This window comes from Amycolatopsis thailandensis (genome assembly GCF_042723255.1).
Lineage (GTDB): Bacteria > Actinomycetota > Actinomycetes > Mycobacteriales > Pseudonocardiaceae > Amycolatopsis > Amycolatopsis thailandensis.
This window is the reverse complement of sequence record NZ_JBHXJK010000172.1, coordinates 1-14,796: the sequence shown is the minus strand read 5'-3', so window position 1 is coordinate 14,796 and position 14,796 is coordinate 1. Positions and strand designations below refer to the sequence as shown.

At 68.9% G+C, this 14,796-nt stretch carries 13 protein-coding genes; 7 read left to right on the top strand and 6 right to left on the bottom strand.

What is annotated here, in order from left to right; genetic code table 11:
• Window positions 1–56: 56 nt before the first annotated feature.
• Window positions 57–860 carry a pentapeptide repeat-containing protein gene (locus ACFWMR_RS38565; protein ID WP_378381978.1) on the bottom strand — a complete coding sequence of 268 codons (804 nt, stop codon included), beginning with the start codon at window positions 858–860 and terminating at the stop codon, window positions 57–59.
• Between the two features lie 269 nt (window positions 861–1,129).
• Here ACFWMR_RS38565 and ACFWMR_RS38560 point away from each other — a divergent pair, with 269 nt between their 5' ends.
• Both ACFWMR_RS38560 and ACFWMR_RS38555 read left to right on the top strand, forming a co-directional pair.
• Window positions 1,130–2,311 carry a S8 family peptidase gene (locus ACFWMR_RS38560; protein ID WP_378381977.1) on the top strand — a complete coding sequence of 394 codons (1,182 nt, stop codon included), beginning with the start codon at window positions 1,130–1,132 and terminating at the stop codon, window positions 2,309–2,311.
• Between the two features lie 115 nt (window positions 2,312–2,426).
• Entirely contained in the window at window positions 2,427–3,878 is a 1,452-nt protein-coding gene (locus tag ACFWMR_RS38555; RefSeq protein WP_378381976.1) for an amidase, read from the top strand.
• Between the two features lie 47 nt (window positions 3,879–3,925).
• Here the strand turns inward: ACFWMR_RS38555 and ACFWMR_RS38550 are convergent, their stop codons facing one another.
• Window positions 3,926–4,798: an SGNH/GDSL hydrolase family protein gene (locus ACFWMR_RS38550; protein ID WP_378381974.1), complete on the bottom strand. Its 873-nt coding sequence runs from the start codon at window positions 4,796–4,798 to the stop codon at window positions 3,926–3,928.
• A 111-nt stretch (window positions 4,799–4,909) separates the two neighbouring features.
• Here ACFWMR_RS38550 and ACFWMR_RS38545 point away from each other — a divergent pair, with 111 nt between their 5' ends.
• Window positions 4,910–6,121, top strand: a complete 1,212-nt coding sequence (locus ACFWMR_RS38545; RefSeq protein WP_378381973.1) for a PucR family transcriptional regulator — start codon at window positions 4,910–4,912, stop codon at window positions 6,119–6,121.
• Here ACFWMR_RS38545 and ACFWMR_RS38540 read toward each other — a convergent pair.
• The gene (locus ACFWMR_RS38540; RefSeq protein WP_378381972.1) at window positions 6,080–6,925 is read right to left on the bottom strand and encodes a helix-turn-helix transcriptional regulator; all 846 of its coding nucleotides are present in this window, start codon (window positions 6,923–6,925) and stop codon (window positions 6,080–6,082) included. The genes ACFWMR_RS38545 and ACFWMR_RS38540 overlap by 42 nt on opposite strands.
• Window positions 6,926–7,010: 85 nt before the next feature.
• On the opposite strand from ACFWMR_RS38540, the gene ACFWMR_RS38535 reads away from it, so the two are divergent.
• Window positions 7,011–7,790: an SDR family NAD(P)-dependent oxidoreductase gene (locus ACFWMR_RS38535; RefSeq protein ID WP_378275866.1), complete on the top strand. Its 780-nt coding sequence runs from the start codon at window positions 7,011–7,013 to the stop codon at window positions 7,788–7,790.
• Window positions 7,791–7,893: 103 nt separating this feature from the next.
• Window positions 7,894–9,543: a hypothetical protein gene (locus tag ACFWMR_RS38530; RefSeq protein ID WP_378381971.1), complete on the top strand. Its 1,650-nt coding sequence runs from the start codon at window positions 7,894–7,896 to the stop codon at window positions 9,541–9,543.
• Window positions 9,544–9,592: 49 nt separating this feature from the next.
• Here the strand turns inward: ACFWMR_RS38530 and ACFWMR_RS38525 are convergent, their stop codons facing one another.
• Window positions 9,593–10,699, bottom strand: coding sequence for a response regulator receiver protein (locus ACFWMR_RS38525; RefSeq protein ID WP_378381970.1), 1,107 nt, complete (start codon window positions 10,697–10,699; stop codon window positions 9,593–9,595).
• A gap of 298 nt (window positions 10,700–10,997) precedes the next feature.
• Here ACFWMR_RS38525 and ACFWMR_RS38520 point away from each other — a divergent pair, with 298 nt between their 5' ends.
• Together ACFWMR_RS38520 and ACFWMR_RS38515 are read left to right on the top strand one after the other, a co-directional pair.
• Window positions 10,998–12,224, top strand: coding sequence for a tyrosine-type recombinase/integrase (locus ACFWMR_RS38520; protein WP_378381969.1), 1,227 nt, complete (start codon window positions 10,998–11,000; stop codon window positions 12,222–12,224).
• A 190-nt stretch (window positions 12,225–12,414) separates the two neighbouring features.
• Window positions 12,415–13,146, top strand: a complete 732-nt coding sequence (locus tag ACFWMR_RS38515; protein WP_378381968.1) for a dienelactone hydrolase family protein — start codon at window positions 12,415–12,417, stop codon at window positions 13,144–13,146.
• A 55-nt stretch (window positions 13,147–13,201) separates the two neighbouring features.
• Here the strand turns inward: ACFWMR_RS38515 and ACFWMR_RS38510 are convergent, their stop codons facing one another.
• Window positions 13,202–13,915, bottom strand: a complete 714-nt coding sequence (locus ACFWMR_RS38510) for a class I SAM-dependent methyltransferase (protein WP_378381967.1) — start codon at window positions 13,913–13,915, stop codon at window positions 13,202–13,204.
• Between the two features lie 41 nt (window positions 13,916–13,956).
• A complete protein-coding gene (locus tag ACFWMR_RS38505; protein ID WP_378381966.1) occupies window positions 13,957–14,511 on the bottom strand; it encodes a dihydrofolate reductase family protein in 555 nt (184 codons plus the stop codon).
• Window positions 14,512–14,796: the final 285 nt, after the last annotated feature.

Here is a 14,796-nt window from a genome sequence, read left to right as displayed (position 1 = left end):
CCTCTGAATGCGGTAGTTCTCGATGCCAACTACCGCATTCAGAGGACGAAACGCGACTACCAGTGCGCGGGAGGGGAAAGTGACTCCGGCAGCTTGGTGGTCGCGTCACCCTTGGCGGCATCCAGTTGCGACTGGATCAGGAACAGCGCGTCGCGCAAGTCCGCGCCACGGATGTCGGCGTCACGCAGATCCGCCCCGATGACGTCGGCCTGCCGGAGATCGGCTCCCCGCAGGTCCGCGCCGATCAGGTAGGCCCCGCGAAGAAGCGCGCCACGCAGGTTCGACCCCTTGAGCTTCGCGCCGATGAGGTCGGCGCCGCGCCGGTCCTTCTTCTTGCCGGGCACGGCGGCGCGGGCGAGTTCGCTCGCGCGCAGCAGCAGTCCGTTCACCTCACCGCGGTGCGCGTGGACGGCCAGCTTCCGCAGTACGCCTGGTGCTTCCAGCGTCATCCGCTCGGTCCGGTCGATCATCTCGGCCAGGTCGTCGCGGATCGTCCCCGACGTCGGCAGCGCGGCCGCTTCGGTGAGGTAGTAGAGCAGCTCCTGGAGATCCCGCATCACCGGGAAAACGGCGAACATCGACTTCGCAGTCTTCGGGGCTTTCCGCCAGTCCTCGCCGTCGAAGGTGATCTGGGAGACCTTCTGACCCGCGCCGAAACAGTCGTAGACCGTGCAGCCGGTGAAGCCCTTCGTACGAAGCTTGTCGTGGATGCCGCACCGGGAATCCGCGAGCAGGTTCGGGCACGCCTGGCCCGCCGGTTTGGTGATCGCGAAATCGGCCGACGCCGCGAAGGCCGGGACGACGCAGCACAGACCGAAGCAGTTCTCGCAGTCGGCTCGCAGGGTGGAAGGAACTGGCACGGCGGTTCGGACTCCAGATGATCGGCAGGTGTTCCGCCCACAGGGTACGGCGGGGCCGAGGTGCACTTTCCGTGCAGGGCACCCGCCGCCAATGGCCGCCAGACGAAGGTCGGGTCCTGCCCCATTCAGTCGTATCGGACATGTCACATGCTCAATAACCTCGATCTCCGTGGGATCCGGCAGGTGCCGTCCCATGCGGTCGAGCTGGGCCGCTTTCCGCCGCTGTGGTCTTGACCGGCCGGTCCCCCTGCGAACGACAGGACGAACACATGCGAGAGATGAGACAAGCGCGTTGGCTGTCCCGTGCCGGAATGGCGAGCGCGGTCGCGGTGGCGATCAGTGTGACCGCCGCTCCCGCCCAAGCCGCCGAAGGACAGATCCTCGCGGCGGGATCCGCTGAAGCGATCCCGAACAGCTACATCGTCACGTTGAAGGACACCGGCGTCGTGGGCGCGCTGGCGAACCGCTTCGGCGCGAAGGTGGAGCAGGTCTACAGCAGCTCGCTCAAGGGCTTCTCCGCGACGCTGTCGGAGCGGCAGGCCAAACGGCTCGCCGCCGACCCGTCGGTGGCGTCCGTCGAGCAGAACCAGGTCGTCCACGCGGACGCGACCCAGACCAACCCGCCGTCCTGGGGTCTCGACCGCGTCGACCAGCGCAATCTCCCGCTCGACCAGAAGTACAGCTACACCACCACCGGCGCGGGCGTGAACGTCTACGTCATCGACACCGGCGTGCGGATCAGCCACCAGACCTTCGGCGGCCGGGCCCGCAACGGCTACGACTTCGTCGACAACGACGCCGTCGCGCAGGACGGCAACGGACACGGCACCCACGTCGCCGGCACCATCGCCGGTTCGCAGTACGGCATCGCCAAGGGCGCCACGGTTTACGGCGTCCGTGTGCTGAACAACTCCGGCAGCGGCACCACCGCCGGGGTCATCGCGGGCATCGACTGGGTCACCAAGAACCACGTCAAGCCCGCCGCGGCGAACATGAGCCTCGGCGGCGGTGCCTCCACCACGCTGGACGATGCCGTCCGCCGGTCGATCGCCGCGGGCGTCACCTACGGCGTGGCAGCCGGTAATTCCAACGCGAACGCCTCCGGCTTCTCCCCCGCCCGCGTCACCCAGGCGATCACCGTCGGCTCGACCACCAACACCGACGCGCGGTCCAGCTTCTCCAACTACGGGAACCTGGTCGACATCTTCGCGCCGGGCACCAACATCACCTCGTCGTGGAACACCAGCGACACCGCGACGAACACCATCAGCGGCACCTCGATGGCGACCCCGCACGTGGTCGGCGTCGCGGCCCGCTACCTGCAGAACAACAAGACGGCCACGCCCGCGCAGGTGGCCACCGCGCTGGTCAACGCGGCCACCACGGGCAAGGTGACCAACCCGGGCTCCGGTTCCCCGAACCGGCTCCTGTACTGGGCGCCGACCGCCTGATCGCGGATGTCATGAAAGGGGCTTTCCTGACGGATTTCGTCAGGAAAGCCCCTTTCATGACATTGCGTGAATCCGCATTTTATGGCTCGCCCCAGAGGCCAATATGGTCGGATTCATGGAGCGGAACTTTCAGTCGGCCGAAGAAATCCTGGCCGCGTTGCGGGCCGGTGAAGTGACCTCGGCGGAACTCACCGACGAGGCGATCGCCCGGATCGAGCGCGACGACAAGGTGATCAACGCGATCTGTGTGCCGGACTTCGACGGCGCGCGGGCCGCCGCGCGCGATGCCGACCAGGCGCGCGCCCGCGGCGAGGTCCGGCCGCTGCTCGGTGTCCCGGTGACGGTCAAGGACAGCTACAACATGGTCGGGCTGCCCACGACCTGGGGCATGCCGCAGCACCGGGATTTCGTTCCCGCCGAGGACGCGGTGCAGGTATCGCGGCTCAAGGCCGCGGGTGCGGTGGTGCTGGGCAAGACCAACGTGCCCTTGGGGCTGCAGGACATCCAGACCTTCAACGAGATCTTCGGCACCACCAACAATCCGTGGGATCACGACCGCACGCCGGGCGGATCCTCCGGCGGATCGGCGGCGGCCCTGGCCTCCGGATTCGGCGCGCTGTCCCTCGGCTCGGACCTCGCCGGTTCACTGCGCACCCCCGCGCACTTCTGCGGCATCCACGCGCACAAGCCGACGGTCGGACTGGCGGCGACGCGCGGCATGGTCCCGCCGACCGAACAGGCCTTGCCGACCGACCTCGACCTGGCCGTCGTCGGTCCGATGGCGCGCACCGCCCGCGACCTCACGCTCCTGCTCGACGTCATGGCCGGACCGGACCCGCTGACACACGGCCAAGCACACACCTTGGCGCTGCCGCCCGCGCGTCACGAGCGCCTCGGCGACTTCCGGGTCTTGGTGATCGAGGACCATCCGCTCATTCCGACCGGGTCCGCGGTGCGGGCGGGTGTGAACCGGGTGGCCGACGCGCTCACCCGCGCCGGCGCCCGCGTCGAACGCCACTCTCCGCTGCTGCCCGATCTGACCGAAGCTGCGACGCTCTACATGCAACTGCTGTTCTCCGGGTCCGTCGCACGATTCCCCGTCGACGAGTACGAACATCTGAAGGCGCGCGCCGCCGGACTGAGCGCGGACGACCGCAGCATCGGGGCCGCTCAGCTACGCGCCATGGTGTTGAGCCACCGCGACTGGATCGACGTGAACAACCGCCGAGAGCTCCACCGTCACGGCTGGCGGCGGTTCTTCGCCGAGTTCGACGCCGTGGTGTGCCCGATCACGCCCACCCCCGCGTTCCCGCACGACCACAACCCCAATCCGCTGGAACGCCGGCTCGACATCGACGGCGTCGAGTACCCGTACTTCGACCAGCTCGTCTGGGCCGGGGTGGCTACCATGCCCGGCCTGCCCGCCACCGCCATCCCAGCGGGCCGGTCGCCCGAGGGCCTGCCGGTGGGAGTGCAGCTCATCGGTCCGATGTTCCAGGACCGCACCCCGCTGCGGCTGGCCGAACTGCTCGAGCAGGAGATCGGCGGCTTCCAGGCGCCGAAGTAGCACGGCTGTGCCTGGCCGGCGCGAGAGCCGCCGGCCAGGCACAGGCGCTACAGCACCTTGCGGATGCTCGGCACCACGGCCGCGAGTCCGGCGGCGTTCGGGTGCAACGGCGCGAAACTGTTGTTCACCACCGACGGGATGAGCCCCTCGATCCACTTGACACCGATCGGCTGACAGGCGTCATGGCCGATGCTTGGCGTGCGGATGTCGACGTACTTCGCACCGTGCGCGGCGGACTGTTCGGCCATCCGCGTGTTGAGCCGGTCCATGTTGGCCTGGATGTAGTCCGCGTCCTGCGGCAGCACCGGGACGAGCGGCCAGCAGCCGCGCGGTTTGATCCCGGTCGGATAGCCGACCATGACGATCTCCGCCCGCGGCGCGCGCTGGCGGATCTGCTCGATCACCGTGCCGTAGGTCGCGGCGAACGCGTCGATCTTCGTCGCGTACTTGTCCACCCCGCCCGCGGTGTTGGCCGCCTTGCACGAGGCGCCCACCGGCAGCAGGTTCACGCACGACGTCGCGAGCCCGACCAGCCCGATGTCGTTGCCGCCGATACCGACGGTCACCAGGGTCGTGTCGGCCGAGAGCGCGTCGTACTGCGGTGGGTTGGTGCCGGAGATGATGCCCTTCTGCGGATTCGTGAAGTCAGAGGTGGTCGCGCCGCCACAGGTGACGTCGCGCAGTTCGTCGACTTTGATCTGCTTCGCGAGCAGGGCCGCGTAGTTGATCGCGGACCGGGCGCAGGTGAACAGATCGGACTGCGGCAGGACCACCGAGCCCGCGGAGAACGAGTCACCCATCGCGACGTACACCTGTCTCTCGGCCGCGACGACGGCCGGTGTAGCGAGCCCGACGAGAGTCAGTGCGGTGCCCGCCACCGCGGCGATCCGGGCGAGTCGTCTCCAGTGGGAACGTGTCACAGCCACCTCCAGCATGCGTCGTCGAATGCTGGAGGTCAGGGTCCACGGGGAGCGGGCGAACCACTAGATCGGAGGCGCGCGTTCCTGATCGGAGTTTTGTAGGTTGCCTCTATGACGAAGGCGTCGGCACAGCCGTGGCGCCGGCTGGACGCCTCGGTGCTGACCCGGCTGGAGCCCGACACCGCCGCGATCGCGTCCGCCGCGATGGACCAGGTCCGCGCCGGACTGCGGACACCGCTGGACGACCGCACCGTCGCGAACGTCCAAACCACGCTCGACGTCGCGCTCGACGCCTTCTTCACCGAGATCGGCCAGCCCGACATCATCACCGACTGCGAGGTGTACCGGGCGCAGGGCCGGGCCCAGTACACCGCCGGCCGCAGCCTGGAGGAGATGCTCGGCTTCTACCAGTCGGCGGCCCTGGGGGTCTGGCGGCAGCTGACCTCGGCGGCGCCCGCCGTGGACCTGCCGACCCAGGCGATCGTCGAACTCGGTGAGGCCCTCTTCGCCTTCATCGCTGAACTCTCGGCCGCGGCCGCCGACGGATACGCCGAAGCGCGGTCACAGGCGGCGCGAGCCGGGCAGGCACTGCGGGACCGGGTTCTCGGTCTCCTGCTCAGCGAACCGGCGGCCGACCCGGACGTGCTCGACGACGCCGCGAACCAGGCCGCGTGGGTGCTGCCCGGCAGGCTCGTCATCGCCGTCACCAGCGCCGACGTCGCGCCGCGGTTGCTGGACCGGATGCCGGCACGGGTGCTGGTCGGCCGTCACCACGACCTCACCGCCGTGGCCATGCCCGCCGACCGGCTCGAGTGGTACCTCGGCCGGTTGCGTGATCTGCTCGGCGACGAGCAGGCCGGGGTGGGCCCGGCGGTGCCACTGCGTTCAGCCGCGCTCAGCGCCCGCCGGGCGACCGCGTTGTGGCGGCTGACCCGCACCGGCGCCCTGGGCGGCAAGGCCCTCGTCCACACCACCGACCACGGGATCGATCTTCTGCTGACCGCCGACCCCGAACTGGCAGGCGAGTTCTCGAAAGACGTCCTCGCGCCGCTGGCCGAGTTGCCGGAACCGGCGAGGCACCGGCTCACCGCGACCCTCACGGCCTGGCTCGCGCGGCCCGATCAGCCACAGGCGATCGGCGACGAACTGCACGTCCACGTCCAGACGGTCCGCTACCGGATCCGGCAGCTACGGACGCTCTTCGGCGGCACGATCGACGATCCGGCGGGCCGCTTCGCGCTGGCGATCGCGCTGAGAATCGACCCTCTCGTCACGAGACGCTCAGAGCGGGACGTCCATCCGCTGCGTCCCGACGACCGATAGCAGCCGCAACGCGTTCTCCGACGGAGTGCCGGGATCCGCGGTGTAGATGACGACCTGCTGGTCCCGGTCGCTGATGTCGAGGACGTCGCAGTTCACGCTGACCGGGCCGACCACCGGATGCCGGAACGTCTTGCACAGGGACGGCGCGGCGCAGACGTCGTGCGCGGCCCACAACCGGGCGAAGTCCTCACTGCCGTCGAGAAGTTCACGGATCAGGGCGGTGACCTCGGGATCGTCGGGATAGCGGCCGGCGGTGGCCCGGAGATTCCGGACCGCGCTCGCGGAGAACTCCTCCACATCGGACACCCCGTACATCCGCCGTCCCGCCGGGCCGAGGAACGCGCGCCGGACGAGGTTGCGGTCGCGCCTCGGCAGGGCGGAGAAGTCCTCCATCAGCGCGGCGGCGAGGTCGTTCCAGGCGAGCACTTCATAGGTCGCGGACAGCACGATGGCCGCTGCCTGCGGAAGACGGTGCAACAGCGCGAGAATGCTCGGCCGGACCTCACGCGACGGGCCGGGCGGCGGTCCCGGCGGAGCACCCGCGAGGTGGTGCAGGTGATCGCGTTCCACATCGGACAGTCGTAGCGCCCTGGTCAGCCCGGCCAACACTTCGCGGGAAGGCCGTGGTCCGCGAGCTTGCTCCAGCCGCGTGTAGTACTCGGTCGAGATGAACGCCAGCTGCGCCACTTCCTCGCGACGCAGCCCCGGCGTCCGGCGCCGCGGCCCGGCGGGGAGGCCGACGTCGGCCGGGGTGATCCGCTCGCGCCTGCTGCGCAGGAAGTCCGCCAGTTGTCGTCTGTCCACCACTCCAGTGTGGACGATGCCGGGCCCGCAACCAGGTACCGCCGATGCCTGGATAGGCACCGACCACGGGGGGAGCCTCGGTGCCATGACCAACACAACGACAGTTTCGGGCCTGCTGGACGGCAAGGTCGCTTTCGTCACCGGTGCCGGACGCGGTATCGGAGCCGCCGCCGCGCGGCTGTTCGCCAGGGAAGGCGCCCGTGTCGTGCTCGCCGCCCGCACCGAGTCCCAGCTGAAGGCCGTGGCCGAGGACATCCGAGCCGAAGGCGGCATCGCGGACCACGTGGTGTGCGACCTCGGCGACGCCGCGAGCATCCGCGCGGCGGTCGGCCGTACCGTCGACCTGCACGGCAGGCTCGACGTCGCGTTCAACAACGGCGCGACGAATGTGCCGCCCGGCCCGATGGACCAGGTGACCGAAGCCGATTTCGACCACATCTACGCGGTGAACCTCAAAGGCCCGTGGTTGTCGATGCTCGCCGAGATCGAGGCGATCCGGGCCACCGCCGGGACCGGCGCCATCGTCAACAACACCAGCGTCGGCAGCCTGATGGCCAACCCGGACCTCCCCGCGTACGGCGCGATGAAACGAGGCGTCAACAGCCTCACCGCCTCGGCGGCCGTCACGTACGGCCCGGAAGGGATCCGGATCAACGGCGTCGCCCCCGGTACCACGATGACCGAGATGTTCAGCGAGTGGATGGACAGCTCTCCGGGCATCCTCGAACAGCTCAACGCCCGGACCCCGTTGGGGCGCGTGGCCGAACCCGAGGAGGTCGCCCAGGCCGCCGCGTGGCTGCTGAGCGATCGCGCCTCCTACGTGACCGGCACGGTCCTGCGGGTGGACGGCGGCATGCTGTCCTGACCTCGGGGACAGGGGTGGGTGATGCGGGGGAACCGGTGTCGGCCTTCCGGCGTCTGAACGCGCACAACCCACCCTGACCAGGGGTTCGCCCGAGGAGAAGCCGATGCCGTTCCTGGATCCCGAACCGCTCTACGCGAAGCTGATGTCGGGGGACGCGGCGGGTATCGCCGAGGTCGGCGCCACCATCGCCGACGCCAAGACGTCGTTGCAGACCGTGGCGGACGGAATCTCCGACGGCGCACTGCGGGCTGCCCGGTCCTGGCGCGGCACGGCCGCGGCGGAGTTCGTCGGCAAGGCGAAACAGTCCTCGCGAACCCTCGCCGAGGTGCACACTCAGCTCAACGCTGCCGAGGCGGCGGTCAAAGGCGCCGCGAAGGCGTACTCCGCGCTGCGGACGTCGGCCGACACCGCCATCGGACCCTGGCGCAAGCTCGGCCTGACCGACCTCCTCGAAGCGCCGGAGATCGCGATGAAGACCATCCGGGCACTGACCGTCGCACAGCAGACCTACGAAGGCCGGCTCACCGCGCTGGCGGCCACGACCGATGGCGGCGGAAGCGAGGGCTGGGACAGCGACGGCAACACCGACATCAGCGGCGTCGACCCCGGCGAGCCGTGGACTTCGCAGGGCTTGGCCTACGACGGCGAGAACCTGCTGGTGGGCTCGTACCACGACGGCGACGGTGACGGCTCTGGCGACAGCCCCATCGGACCCGGACTGACGCCGAGCAGGCTGACCTACGTCGACTACGAGACCGGCGTGGAAACGGGGAACGTCTATCTCGACGGCAACGGAGAGGTAGGCGCGCCCACGCACACCGGCGGTGTCGCGACGGACGGCAAGCATGTCTGGGTGTCGTCCAACGGATACGTGTACGTCTATGACAAGGCCGAACTCGACGCCGCGCAGGACAGTGGCAAACCGGTCAACGCCGTGGACGTGGTCGACACTCCCGCCCACAGCTACGTCACCTACGCCCAGAACAAGCTCTTCGTGGGCGACTACACCAACAACCGGCTCTACGAAGTCCCCGTCGGTCCGGACGGCTCACCCCGGCCGGACGAGGCCGGGGATCCGATCGAGACACCGAACAACGTCCAGGGTGTCGTGGTGCGCGACGACGAGTTCATCTTCTCGTCCTCCGACGGGCACAGCGGCAAGTTCTACCGGCAGGACCGGACGCCGGAGTGGTACGACTTCAACGATCGCGAGGAGATCGAGCTGAAGGGCGGCGAGCCGGGCAACGAGGACGGTTACGACTCCCACGGCGTCGAGGAGGCCGTCGAGATCGACGGGGAAATCGTGCTGGCGCACGAGTCCGGCGCCTACGGCTACCAGAAGAATCCCGGCTCGAAGTGGGACGAACCGGAGCTGACCAGGATCTCCCTGGAGGAACTCGGCCTCGACCCCGACGGCGCGCTCTCCCCCGGCGACGCCGGATACGAAACCGATCCCGACTCGCTGGTCGGTGCCGCGGGTGTACTGGACGGGGCGAGGTCGACGTTGAGCACCGCGGCCGGCGCGATGTCGCGGCTGCAACTGGTGCCGCATCTGCTCGGCGACGTGCCCGCGGCGACCACCTTCAGCCACACGCTGACCAAGCACGTCACGATGGCGGGCGACCGACTGACGGCGGGGGTGGAAACGATCGGCGGCATCGCGGACAGCCTGGTCACCGGGGCGGACACGTACCGGCGCATCGAGGCCGGGGTCAAGGAAGGGCTGGACAAGCTCGGCGAAGTCCTCTCCTGAGCCGATGAATTCGCGGGGATCTCACCGGTTCGTCGGAATCTACGTCAGGTCACGCTTCGCGGGTCTCTGCTGTGTCGTCACCGAGAAGGATTCCCAGCAGGTCGTTTCGTAGTGGTGCCGACGGTTCCTCTGTCGCGGCGAGGGCGCGTTGGCGAATGCGAGACAGCGTCGCCGCGCTCTGATCGTGCAGTGCCTGGGATTGGGCGAGGTGAAGCCGGACCGCGGAGAGGTCCCCCCGCGTTGTGGTCAGTTCGGTTCGAACGTCTGCGAGTTGCGCGGTCGCGGCCGTCTCTCGTGCCGCCTGTTCGGCAAGAGCTTCCCGATGGCGGGCGTCTTGGTCGCTCAGCTGCTCACGAACAGCCTCCAACTCGGCGGTCAGTTCGCGCTTCTGCGTGTCCAGGAGTCGCTCCCAGGTTTTTCGTCGCTCGTCCGCTTCGGCCAAGGCGGTGCGCGCGGCGTCGCGTTCCGCGGTCCGTGTCGCCAGTTCCTCGCCGCGGGCGGCGAGCGTGGCCGCCAGCTTGTCGGCGCGGGTTCGCTGTTCGGCCGCTTCCTCCGTGACCTCTTTCGCGCGCTGGGTGATCACCGCGGTGGCCGACTCCGCCGTCGCCTGCGCCAGCTGGGCTCGGGCACGGCCCTCGACGGCCTCGTCCGCGGTTGCCCTGGCCAGGCTCTCGGCCTGCTCGGCGACCCGAGCGGCTTCCGTCGCCCGCTCGGCGGTCTGCTCGGCCTCCGCCGCTCGTTCCAGCGCCGCGTCTCGTTGCCGGTCCGCTTCCGCCGCGGCCTCCCGGGCGGCGTCGGCCTGACCGACGGCCGCTGCGATCTCGTCGCGCAGGTGCGCGGTGACGGCGTCGAGCGCGTTGCTCAACGTGCGCAGCGGGCCGGTCACCGCGGCCGCGGCTTGCTCGAAGGCTTGCCCGGCGTCCGACAGGGCCCCTGCCGGTACGGCTTCGTCGCCCAGCGCCTCCCGCAGAGCCTGCTCCGCCGCGGCCAGTTGCTTGCAGGTTTTCCCGCCCGGCCACGTCCGGTCGGGGCAGAACTCGTAGGGCCTGCCTCCCCGCGGTCCCGGCGGCGGCAGCGGTTGCCGGCACTTGCGAAACCCGCATCGTGCCTGCTCCGGCACGTGTTCTTCGGCTGCCGGGCCCTCGTTGTCAACCATGCCCGAAGTCTACCTTGCGGGTTATGTAACCTATAACTGAGGTAGCAGTAGCGATAACTAGAACCTAACTTAGCTACAGAAGATACATTTTGTAGCTAAGTTCGATTTCGTCCCGTTCTCCCCTGAGATGCGCCCGATCGCCCGTCGAAAGAGGCTCAATTGGCCGGTCCGAAAACGCGTTTGCCGTTACCGCCGGTAACAGTTGGAGTTGGCGGTCCCCGGATGACCACCCCGTTTCGTCACGGTGACGATCCGAAGCCGTCACGATCGCCGCGAACGCGACCACTACGGTGATCGAATGAAACTCCTGCCCGGCGCCGATTCCGCCGGAGAACTCGTCGGAGAGAGCGAAGTCTGGCCGGGAGTGGCGGATCCGGCCGGTCTGCTTTCGGGCATCACGGAGTGGTTGACCGGATACGGCAACCGCCAGACCCGCCGCACCTATGCCGAAGGGCTGGGGCTTCCGGTCACCGCCGACGACCTCGGCGCCTGGGTGCAACCCGAGATCACGGCCCCGGACCGATGGGCCGACGCCGTGGCCGACTACGCCCAGGCCGTCGTCGTCGCGCCCACGACCAAGCCGACGCGCCGGTCGGCACCACCGCCCGCGAGCCGGGGCCGATTACGGGCCTGCCATTGGCTGCGATGGTGCGTGGCAAAGGGCGTGGATCCGACGGTGGCGACCTCGGCACAGGTCAAGACGTGGCTGAGCGACCTGGAGTCGGCGGGCGCGGCTCCGTCCACGCGGGACCGGATGCTGGCCACGGTGAAAACGATGTACGCGTCCCTGGCCGACGCGGGCGTGGTGGCGGCGAATCCGGCGGCGCTGGACCGGCGGCGGCTGGGGCTGACAGCGGCTGCCGCGAGCACCTCGGCGACGATCACGCTGACGACGCGGCAGGTCGCGGCGTTGCACCGGGCCGCGGGCACGCCACGGAGGGGTGCGAGCGCGTGCGATGTCGCCCGCGCGGTCACCGTCGTCGCGTTGTTCACGCTGGGGTTGCGGGTCAGCGAGTTGTGCGGGCTGGACGAGGCGGATCTGCACGTGACGCGCGGGCGCCGGGCGCTTCGGGTGCGAGGTAAGGGCGGGAAGGTCCGGGTCGTCTACTTGAGCGTGCCCGCGGAGAACGCGCTGCTGGAGTATTTGGCGCTGCGCGCGGACGGGGCAGGGTCCGCGATCGTGGCGGGCAAGCGAGCCGGCGGGGCTCAGTCGGACCGGCCGTTGCTGGTGACCCGGAACGGGCGCCGGTTCGCCAGGCAGGCTGTCTGGCAGCTGCTGCGCCGGGTCGCCGCGAGCGCCGGGGCGGACCTGGCCGGTGTGGCGGAGATGATGCACCCGCACGCGCTACGGCACTTCTATGTCACCGCTGCGGTGGAGGCCGGGGCGTCGCTGGAGCACGTGCAGGCCGACGTCGGTCACGCCAGCATCGACACGACCAGTGGCGTCTACGACCATGCCGCCCGGGATCCGGCGCGCAGCGCTGTCGACCTTGTCGCCGACGCGTGGCACCCCGCGTCCACGTGACCTTTCGGGCTCGCGAAAAACCCGTTGGCGAACCTGCGGGGCCACTGCTACCTTTCCGGGGACCGTGCGACAGATCGAGGAGGTGGTACCCGTGAACCTGATGACGACATGGGTGCTCCCCTCTGGGGTCACGGTCGGGCGATAGGTCGTCCGGGAGCGCCGTTCATGAGCACTCCCGAAAGGCACGACCATGCACTTCACTTCCGAACAGCGTCTCGACGGCGACGTCCTCGAGCGCCAGTTCACCCTCGGCGAGGTCCCGGGCGTTCTGTGGACGCCCGGGACCGTCTCCGCTCCGGTCCCGCTGATCCTGCTCGGGCACCCCGGCGGGCTGGGCAAGATGCACCCCCGCCTGGCGGCCCGGGCGCTGGGCACCGTGGCGGAGGGCTACGCCGCCGCGACCATCGAGCTTCCCGGAGCCGGTGACCGGCCTCGGTTGGCCGCCGTCGACCAGGCCCGCGCCGACCTGCAACGAGCCGTGAAGGCGGACGAGCCGGTCAGTGACGAGATCGTCGAACGCCTCGTCGCCCCGTTGGTGGACCAAGCGGTCCCGGAATGGCAGGCCACTGTGGACGCTCTTCTGACGCTGCCGGAGATCGGCGGGCCGGTCGGGATCGCGGGCGGGGTGACCGCCATCGGTGTCCGGATGGCGGTGGTCGAGCCGCGGATCGCGGCCGCCGTGCTGTTCGCGGGAAGTTACGTGCCCCGCGGCACGTTCGACGAGGCCCGGCGGGTCACCATTCCGCTGCATGTCCTGTTGCAGTGGGACGACGAAGGAAACGACCGGCAGCAGGCCCTGGATCTGTTCGACGCGTTCGGCTCGAAAGAGAAGACGTTGCACGCCAACATGGGTGGGCACACCGGCGTCCCGCAGTTCGAGGGTGAGCCCGCGAACCGGTTCTTCGCGCGGCATCTGAAGTAGCGCCTCGTGAATGGGTGAGGACGGTTCGCGCCGTCCTCACCCATTCACGAGCCCGTCAGACAGCCTCGAGGACGAAGAACAGAAAGCTCAGAAACGCTGTCTTGCCAGCAAGTTCCTCGGGGAACAGCTCGTACGCCTCCGGCGCCGGAGGCGGCTCACTGACGACGGCGGTCCGGAAGCCGGCCTCGGTGAACGCGTCGGTCATCGCGTGCAGCGGACGATGCCAGTACGTCAGCACGGCCTCCTGACCGTCGAACGTGTAATCGTCGCTCCACTTGACGGTCTCGAAGTAGTCGGCTTCGGGGTGAATGAGCTTGTAGATGATCGGGTGGTTGACGGCCAGGATCAGCCTGCCACCGGGCTTCAGGACGCGCCGGATCTCGGCGAGCGGTGCGGTCCAGTCCTCCAGGTAGTGCAGCACCAGGGCCGAGATGACGTCGTCGAACGCGCCGTCGGGAAACGGCAGCGGCTTGCCCATGTCGGCTACTCGCAGGTCCGCGTCAGCGCCGAGCCGCTTCCGGGCCAGCTCGATCATCTTGGCGCTGGAGTCGAATCCGGTCACGATGGCGCCCCGGTCGCGCAGACCTTCGGTGATCGGACCCGCGCCGCAGCCCGCGTCGAGGATCCGACGGCCGGACACGTCCCCGGCAAGGTTCAGGATCGCGGGTCTCGTGTAATACGCGTTGTTGAGACTGGCTTCGTTCTCGGCCGCATAGGCCTCGGCGAAGCTGTCGTAGTCGTTTTCCACGACCTCGGGTGTGGCAGGCATATGGCCCAATATGGCACGACTCACCAGGCGCGCGTCGGGTCTTACTCGTCGGCCGCCGCGTACACCAGCTTCAGGGCTCCGGAGCGGAACGCCTTGCTTTCCACCAGGCGCAGGTTCAGCGGTTGATCCAGTTCCGGGAACAGCGGCGCCCCTTTGCCGGTGGCGGCTGGCAGCACCCACAGGTGGTACTCGTCGACCACGCCGAGCCTGATCAGGGAATGCAGGAACTCGGTACCGCCGGCGGCGACGAGGTCCTTGCCGGGCTCGGCCTTGAGCTTGGCGATCTCCTCCGCGGTGTCGCCACTGGCGATCCGGGTCTCGGGCCAGTCGGCGGATTTCAGGGTGCGGGAGAACACGACCTTGGGGATCTCGTTCATGGCCTTGGCGGAGGGGTGATCGGAGCCGGGCCAGTAGTCGGCCATGGCCTCATACGTGTTGCGGCCCATGAGGAAGGCCCCCGTGTCCCAAAGCCGGCTGACGAAGTACTCCTCCTGCTCGGGGTCGTCGATGCTCATCATGACGTCCCGGATGCCGTTGTCCCCGTCGGCGCTCTTGCCGTCGAGCGAGACGTAGAAACCCAGAATCAGCTTTCTCATGGGTGCCTTCCCTGTCTTTGTCGGCCTGTCCGCGCCACTCTCCCGCTGAACATTGAATCTGTCAAGACAACTTTATTTGTCGGTGTCGAGCCGTGAAGGCATCCTTGCCTGCCTTGAGGGTCAGGGTCTCGGTGACGTCGCGTGAGCGGTGTCGAGATCGCGCCGGTCCGGCGGCCGGGGGCAGTCAGGGACTCGGTGCGCGGTGTCGGGGTAGGCAAAAAAATTAAACTAGAATTAGAACAAGTAGGATGAAAGAAGCAAGAATAAGCCCCGCCCCGCCCGCCC

What these genes read in the sequence shown, in the direction of transcription:
- ACFWMR_RS38515 (WP_378381968.1), top strand. Translation starts at nt 12,415, where the DNA reads ATGCACTTCACTTCCGAACAGCGTCTCGACGGCGACGTCCTCGAGCGC.
- ACFWMR_RS38510 (WP_378381967.1), bottom strand. Translation starts at nt 13,915, where the DNA reads ATGCCTGCCACACCCGAGGTCGTGGAAAACGACTACGACAGCTTCGCC.
- ACFWMR_RS38520 (WP_378381969.1), top strand. Translation starts at nt 10,998, where the DNA reads ATGAAACTCCTGCCCGGCGCCGATTCCGCCGGAGAACTCGTCGGAGAG.
- ACFWMR_RS38525 (WP_378381970.1), bottom strand. Translation starts at nt 10,699, where the DNA reads ATGGTTGACAACGAGGGCCCGGCAGCCGAAGAACACGTGCCGGAGCAG.
- ACFWMR_RS38535 (WP_378275866.1), top strand. Translation starts at nt 7,011, where the DNA reads ATGACCAACACAACGACAGTTTCGGGCCTGCTGGACGGCAAGGTCGCT.
- ACFWMR_RS38545 (WP_378381973.1), top strand. Translation starts at nt 4,910, where the DNA reads ATGACGAAGGCGTCGGCACAGCCGTGGCGCCGGCTGGACGCCTCGGTG.
- ACFWMR_RS38560 (WP_378381977.1), top strand. Translation starts at nt 1,130, where the DNA reads ATGCGAGAGATGAGACAAGCGCGTTGGCTGTCCCGTGCCGGAATGGCG.
- ACFWMR_RS38505 (WP_378381966.1), bottom strand. Translation starts at nt 14,511, where the DNA reads ATGAGAAAGCTGATTCTGGGTTTCTACGTCTCGCTCGACGGCAAGAGC.
- ACFWMR_RS38555 (WP_378381976.1), top strand. Translation starts at nt 2,427, where the DNA reads ATGGAGCGGAACTTTCAGTCGGCCGAAGAAATCCTGGCCGCGTTGCGG.
- ACFWMR_RS38530 (WP_378381971.1), top strand. Translation starts at nt 7,894, where the DNA reads ATGCCGTTCCTGGATCCCGAACCGCTCTACGCGAAGCTGATGTCGGGG.